At 63.8% G+C, this 6620-nt stretch carries 6 protein-coding genes; 2 read left to right on the forward strand and 4 right to left on the reverse strand.

The window, feature by feature from the left end; all coding sequences use genetic code 11:
- Nucleotides 1-164 (reverse strand): helix-turn-helix domain-containing protein (locus tag IEY55_RS31225; RefSeq protein WP_268239380.1); only part of this gene is annotated, 164 nt, incomplete at its 3' end.
- 180 nt (nucleotides 165-344) lie between these two features.
- Here IEY55_RS31225 and IEY55_RS31230 point away from each other — a divergent pair.
- A complete protein-coding gene (locus tag IEY55_RS31230) occupies nucleotides 345-713 on the forward strand; it encodes a GntR family transcriptional regulator (protein ID WP_189062189.1) in 369 nt (122 codons plus the stop codon).
- 161 nt (nucleotides 714-874) lie between these two features.
- Nucleotides 875-2272 carry an NsdA family TPR-like regulatory protein gene (locus IEY55_RS31235; protein ID WP_229686942.1) on the forward strand — a complete coding sequence of 466 codons (1398 nt, stop codon included), beginning with the start codon at nucleotides 875-877 and terminating at the stop codon, nucleotides 2270-2272.
- On the opposite strand, the gene IEY55_RS31240 is transcribed toward IEY55_RS31235, so the two are convergent.
- The 3 genes from IEY55_RS31240 to IEY55_RS31250 form a co-directional block, all read right to left on the reverse strand.
- The gene (locus IEY55_RS31240) at nucleotides 2269-3174 is read right to left on the reverse strand and encodes an aminoglycoside phosphotransferase family protein (RefSeq protein ID WP_189062190.1); all 906 of its coding nucleotides are present in this window, start codon (nucleotides 3172-3174) and stop codon (nucleotides 2269-2271) included. The two genes, IEY55_RS31235 and IEY55_RS31240, sit on opposite strands and share 4 nt — an antisense overlap.
- Before the next feature lie 123 nt (nucleotides 3175-3297).
- On the reverse strand, nucleotides 3298-3576 hold the full coding sequence (locus tag IEY55_RS31245) for a type II toxin-antitoxin system RelE family toxin (protein WP_189062191.1): 279 nt from the start codon (nucleotides 3574-3576) through the stop codon (nucleotides 3298-3300).
- Nucleotides 3573-3884, reverse strand: a complete 312-nt coding sequence (locus IEY55_RS31250) for a hypothetical protein (RefSeq protein ID WP_229686943.1) — start codon at nucleotides 3882-3884, stop codon at nucleotides 3573-3575. Before IEY55_RS31250 ends, IEY55_RS31245 begins: the two co-directional genes overlap by 4 nt.
- Nucleotides 3885-6620 lie beyond the last annotated feature (2736 nt).

A 6620-nucleotide genomic window follows, 5' to 3' on the forward strand; every position in this document is an offset into this window, starting at 1 on the left:
TTGGTGAACGCGCGCAACGCCTCCTCCGGAATCCGGATCGCGTTCCCGATCTTGTACGCGTCCAACCGACCGGCCTTGATCTCCCGGTAGACGGTCGACACCGAGACGTCAAACATCTCGGCCACTGCCTTCACCCGGAACACCCGGGTACCCTTGCCCTGCATCGTGAGGTCTCCACTTCGGATGCACGCCCCGGTCGGTGTGCCAGCACCACCGGGGCATCTTTGCTTCTGGAGGCTGTCACTGGGGTTCCAGCAACAGCAGACACGCTAGCCGACTGAGTCAGAGAGAGTCAACTCTCTCTGGCTAACTGAGGTAGTTGACTCTTCCGTACCCTCGATGACATGGGGAAACTGACGTTGGACGGCATCGAACCGCCGTACGTTCAAGTGGCTGAGGACTTGCTGTCGGGCATCGAAGCAGGGCGGTACAAGCCGGGTGACAAGCTTCCGTCCCTCAAGGACCTGGCAGAGCAGTACGGCGTTGCCATCGGCACCGTGAAGAGTGCTCTCGCTCTGTTGCGTGACCGTTCGGTCATCGCCACCCGGCACGGAACGGGCTCGTTCGTCCGTCCTGATCTCGATCTGAGCAGGCTGGACACGACACTGCTGCGAGATGGGCCTAGCTCGGCCGAGCTTGAAGAGGCGCTGAGGCTGCTCCACGAGATCAACGGACGCCTGATCGCGCTGGAAGAGCGGTTGTCGGCGAAGTAGTGCCGTCGGCACGTCCGCTGGGTCGCCGGTCGTTGCTGTCGTCGCTGTCATGGCCACCATGGAACCGGCCAATCCCGGGGGCTCAACAGTGTGCGCGGAGGGTGCAAATGTGCACCTGGGGGGTGCATGGGGGTGCTTTACTGCTCTGAGGGGGTGATCAGGTGAGCACCCAACGGGAGCCGAACCGCCTTCTAGCAGCGGTGATGGACGAAGCTCGGCTCAGCAACAAGGGTCTCGCGCGACGAGTGTGTGATGAGGCCAGCCGCGCCGGACACAAGATCGCGGCCGACCACGTGGCGGTTCGCCGCTGGCTGGACGGTGTTCGTCCTCGGGATAGGACGGCTCGATGGATCGCGGCAGCGCTCAGCGCCAAGCTGGGTCGGGTTGTCTCCCTGGCTGAGATCGGGTTTGGCGAAATTCAGGCCGCTGCCGATGTAGATGTCTTGGATGAGGGGACCCAATACCATGAGCAGCCTGAACGGTCCGTCGATCTGTTAGACAAGCTCACATCGGCAGATCTCACCGACAGCTCGCCGGTCATGACGTCAAAATGGGTTCCTACTACTGCACCAGGCGTAATTACAGGTTATCTCTTTTCGGGCCGACTGGCGTCCGACGAAGAGAGACCACCAACGCAGTCCGGGGTTAGTGTAGCTTCGCGCATACGGGCCACCATTCGACACCTTACTGACTTGGACTTTCAGTTCGGAGGCGGTCACACCCGGACCATGTTGCTGCACTACTGGAAGTCAGAAGTTGTGCCAGCACTTCGGCAACGCCACCCCGAACCAATCAGACGCGAGATATTTAGAGCTGCTGCCGATGCGGCTGAGGTTCTTGGGTGGAGCGCGTACGATGCTGGCCGGCATCGCGCCGCTCAATGTTATTTCGTACAAGGTCTCCGCTTGGCTCGTGAGGCAGATGACCCGCTTATGGCTGGTCAGATCCTCTCTAACCTAAGTCACCAATCGAACTACGTAGGGGAGTTTAGCGACGCCTTACAGTACGCGAGAGCTGCGCAGTCCGCAACATCGCGTAAAGCGTCAGCGACCGTGCGGGCAATGTTCCTCGCTATGGAGGCTCGCGCACTGGCGAGTATGGGAGATACGCGCGGCTGTATAACGATCCTCCACCAGGCCGAGCAAGAGTTTGAGAAGCGCAACCCTGATAGCGATCCTGACTGGATCAGCTATTTCGATGCTTTGGAGCTTGCGGGCGAGGCGTCACACTGCTTCCGAGACCTTGGCAAGCCACGCGAAACTCAGCTCTTTGTCGCTCAAGCGATTGACCCGGTGCGCACTCCACCCAGAACACGAGCTTTTATCGGCATGGTGAGCGCGGCCGGTGCGTTAACGGCCCGTAGCCTGAAAGAATCAATCGCCCTCGCGACGGATGCGGTGAAGATGGCCGAGGGATTGCAGTCCAATCGGTACCTTCGCTACGTCGCCGACTTTCACAACTCGCTGACCGCAGGCTACGCCGTTCATCCGGCGGTACAGCAGTTCACCAGCTTCATTCGTGAAAAGCATCCAGGACTGATCCTACTTGATCGCGACTAGAACGGGCGCCAACCCGACGACCTGTCACCACGAATCGTGCGCATTCTTACCTGGTACTCTTCTGCAATATCGGGCGACTCGTTGACGTTCTGCATAAGCCACGTAGTCATCTTCAGTTCGTGCACCGCACGTAGCGTGTCGAAACCTTCTGTCCAGGTCGTAACATCGTACCCGTAGGCGTCGACGAAATCTCGGTATTCTTCCTCAGTCAGCCATCCGGCAGTCTGGTACTCAGTTGCGGACACAGCTAGATCCCATTCGGGTTGCCCCCATGCGACGCGTTCAAAGTCAATGAGAATGGGTTGACCTTCACAAATCATGAGGTTGCCCGTATGTGCGTCACCGTGTGTTGGCGCTGGGTGGAGTGGATAGCTCAAATGTGTCAAAGCGGAACTGAGTTCGGCAAGCCTGACCAAAAGAAAGTCCCTGTCTGCTGTTGACACCGGTGCTGTCTTGATTCGCGGTGCGACGCGTCCAAGTATGTCTTCCGCTGGCAAACGAAAGTCTGTCGGTAGAGGGGTCGAGTGCAGCCGACGCAGGACTGTGCCAAGTGTCGCGATATCCTCTCGGTCACCTTCGCGACCAGGGATGAAACGCCAGAACGTGACAGGGTGCCCGTCAACCTCGATCGGTTGAGGAAAGTCGGCGACGTCTGCTGCGGGGAAGCCGTGCGACGCGAGCCAACGAGCAACAGCTACCTCGTTTTCTGCGTCAGCCCAGTAGTCCATCGTTCGTGCGATTCGGACAACGACGTGGAAATCCGGCAGGTTGTACAGGGCGTTTTCGCCTAGGCGCATCAGTTCGGCGTGTTTGTCCGACAGTCCAACCAGGTCACACGCTGCTCGGAGCACGTTCAGGCTCGATTGAGCGCTGAACTGCTTAGAGTTCGTGACGTCCCTCATCGCTCCTGGCACAGGCCAAGGCTACGGGCTTTGGCTCAGTGTTGTCCTCTGCGGGGCGGTTGGATGTCTGTCGAATCATGGTCATGCGCTGGGGAGGGAGAAGGCTGAAACAGGGGGGCCGTGTCATCGTGTGCGGTAGGCGTCGCGGCGGTGGGCGACGGCAACGACGGTGAGGCTGTGGGTGTCGTCGTCGATGGTGTAGAGGGCGCGGTAGTCGCCGCGTCGGGTGCTCCACACCCCGTCCAACGGGGCATTGAGCGGTTTGCCCAGCCGGTAGGGGTTGCCGGCCACCGGACCGGTGAGGTGCTCATAGAGTGCGACGGCCGCGGGGTAGGGGAGCTTGTCCAAGCCGCGCCTGGCGGCAGCGGTGAAGGTCACCGCATAGGGCACGGGGTGGCTCATTCGCCGGTGGTACGGCGGGCGGCTAGGTCCGCGGCGACTTGCTCGGCGGTGACCACGCGCCCGGCGCGCGCGTCAGCGAGGCCGTCGCGCAGGTCGCGCACCAGGTCGCTGTCGGAGAGCACGTCGATGGTCTCGCGGAGGCGGTCCAGCTCGCCGGAGGGCACGACGTCGGCGACGTGCTCGCCGTGGGCGATGACCGGGACGGTTTCGCCGTGTTCGGCGCGGCGGACGGCCTGTTCCCACACGGCCGCTTGCCGGCTGACCGTGTGGAGGTCGTCGGCGGAGACGGTGACCGGCTGCTCGCTCATACCGTCGAGGATACGGCCGCCGGCGGTTCTAGGAAGTCACGGTCCGTATATGCCGCCTGACGCGTCAGGCGGTTGTCAGAACGGTGTTCTGACAGGTCTTCGTGCGCGTGTGCGCGCGTACGCGTTGGAACCGGGGTGGGAGCGTTTCTGACGCGTCGTCTCGTCAGGCGTCACGCACCCTCACCGGTGACGATGGGTGGGGCGGCCGAGGCAACGCGCCTGGGTGGGCTGCGTGAGGGGCTGGAGCATGGTGTGAGGTTCGGGCCACCCGCCGCCTGCCTCCCACCATGCTCCAGCCCCAACCGGGCACACCGAGCGGGCCGGGGCAGCCGGAGCGTGAGGTATCCGGCTGGAGCCGGGGGGTTGGGAGATCCCCCGGCTCCAGCCTGTCGAACCACGACGCCAGGAGCGCCGTAGCCGGCCCAGCCCACACCGGCCGGAGTCAGCGTCGGGCCGGCAGGAACGCACGGCACAGGGCTTCTAAACGCGCCCTGAGATCGCCGTAGAGGCGCGTTCCCCTGTGCTTTGGAGTGGATCCCCCCTGCGGCCAGGCCGAGGATGACCGATGCCTCGGTGCGTTCCCCCGTTCCGGAGCGTTTCGCTCCTGCCGTTCCCCTGCCCCCACTGTTTCAGCCCATCTGTGCTCCGCTCCGTGAGCTGGAGCCGGAGGGGAGCAGACCGGGCCGCACCGCGTTCGCGGCTGTCGCGGTCGCGACGAGCAGGATCACGACAGCGCCTCCGAGGCCAGTGTTGAGGCAGGAAAGGCGGGAGGCGCGACCCGCGACCGAGCAGTGTCGGTGCTGACCAGGACGGTCGCGGGTCGGGTCGCGATGGCGCGACCGGTTGCGGCTGAACCGCAACCGATCAGCGGGTCGGGCGGGCGGTCAGCGCGGCTCGGTAGTGAGTGAACGGGCCGCGGGCGGCAACACGCCCACCCGGCACGCTCCGGCCGGGCTGCTCCCACACCACTCACCCATTCACGTGCACACCATCACCGCACGTCAGCCCGCGTGAACGAGCCGTACGAGCTGGGTAGTGACTATTCACGCCGCCCCCACTGACTCACGCCCCCGTCGTTCGGCATCCAGGGTCCGGCTGGCGGCCGGTCGGCGAGGCTGCGGGCATGGGGTCAGAACACCGTTGCGGACCTGTCAGCGATGGTGTCAGACACGGTGTCAGCACGTGCGCACCCGCACGCTTCCTGGGGAAACCGCGGTGTCTGACACCTGACACCTGATCTTGGTGTCAGGTCGAGCAGTCGAATTGGAGGCGCGATGTGATGGCGGAGGGAGCGCGGCGTCTCAGTCGTCGTCTCAGTTCAGCTCAGTTCGGACCATGCCCCAGCGTTGCAGCCGTGTCGCCGACCAGCAGCGCAGGCCCCCTTGATCACCGCGTGAACGCTGGGGAGCGGAATTGGAAATCGTGTTGGGGTTGATAGCCCCTCGCGGGTTCAAATCCCGCATCCTCCGCAGGCCAGAGGCCCCGGACGTACGCCGCGTCCGGGGCCTCTGCCATGTGCGGGTCCCGGGCAGCCGGCGGAGTGGGCGCGAGTGCCCTCATCCTCTGGTCACTGGATCCTCTCACCACTGGCTTGATCCACTTCGTGGTTCCGGTGCTGGTTTCGAGGGAATCCGGCCGGCCCCGAGTTGCTTGATCCCGCAATCGCGTCCGATTCGGCAAAAGCGCCCACGATCGCGGTAAAGGGCTTGATCGTCTCGCGGTCTTCGCTACCCTAGGTACTGGTACGAATGCGGTTCGAGGTGATGGTGTGACAGGGCGACCTGTCTCCGTCGGCCAAGAGGTCGTGTAAGTGGATGGCACGGCGGTAGACGCGGAGGGGTTGCCCCCTGCTGGTGGTGAGTCTGAGTCACCGCGTTCGAGACCCTGGCCGGCGCGAAGCCGGCGATCTGAGTGGGTAGCTGTTCTTCTACGGGGCGGCCGGGATGGTGCCGTCTCCGTCATGACGGGTGGGACAGACCGGGCCGGTATGCGGGAGCCGCTGTTGGGTTACCGGCGCCTCGGTGGTTTGTCCTGCCTCAAGAGCGTCTTTATCGCCGTGCTCTCGTCCGGTGCCTGAACTGTGTCCGTTATTCGCGCATTGACAGGGAGGTCGTGGTGTAACAGTTGGACCGGTGCGGCGACGTGGATCGCCTGCGTCCTCCGGAGTCGTTCTCCTCTCGCTATTCCCTACGAGGAGCGTGTCCGTGATCGAACTCGCTGCCTTCGGTGTGGCATTGATCGTGGCCGGCATGGCCGCGTATCACCTGATGCCGCCATTCCCGGGACGAGGGCGGGGAGCCCCGTCAGACGCGATGCCATGGCTCCGTTGGTGGGAGCACGCTCGATCCGGAGTAGCCCGCACGGGCATACGAGCCCACGGTCCTGATCACAGGGTCACTGCTGGTCAAGCGCCGGCTATGGAGGGGCGGTAGCGCCATGGGGTCCGAAGGGTCACCCCGCGGTGGGCCGGATCTGGCTGGGGCGTTGGTGGCGGGGTGCCTGTCGCAGAGGTGGATTGTGTGATGTGTGCTGCGGGCCAAGCTGCTCCGGAGCAGTGCCGGTGCTGGTTGCCGTGCTGGCCAAAGGAATTGGGTCGTGAACTAGCCGGCGCGGCTTGGCACGTGTGGGTTGGGTGTCGCGTGGCCGGTGGGGTTGGCGGCAGGGGATGGGCGGGGTGGGGGGTGTCTCTATGTCGGTTGTCAAGCGGCGGCTGGGGTGTTGTCGGGTTGGTGTGGC

Origin of the sequence: Longimycelium tulufanense, assembly GCF_014645795.1 — a bacterium.
Lineage (GTDB): Bacteria > Actinomycetota > Actinomycetes > Mycobacteriales > Pseudonocardiaceae > Longimycelium > Longimycelium tulufanense.

Excerpts from the sequence above, each read along its gene's own strand:
- IEY55_RS31230 (WP_189062189.1), top strand. The coding sequence starts at position 345 with ATGGGGAAACTGACGTTGGACGGCATCGAACCGCCGTACGTTCAAGTG.
- IEY55_RS31240 (WP_189062190.1), bottom strand. The coding sequence starts at position 3,174 with ATGAGGGACGTCACGAACTCTAAGCAGTTCAGCGCTCAATCGAGCCTG.
- IEY55_RS31245 (WP_189062191.1), bottom strand. The coding sequence starts at position 3,576 with ATGAGCCACCCCGTGCCCTATGCGGTGACCTTCACCGCTGCCGCCAGG.
- IEY55_RS31250 (WP_229686943.1), bottom strand. The coding sequence starts at position 3,884 with ATGAGCGAGCAGCCGGTCACCGTCTCCGCCGACGACCTCCACACGGTC.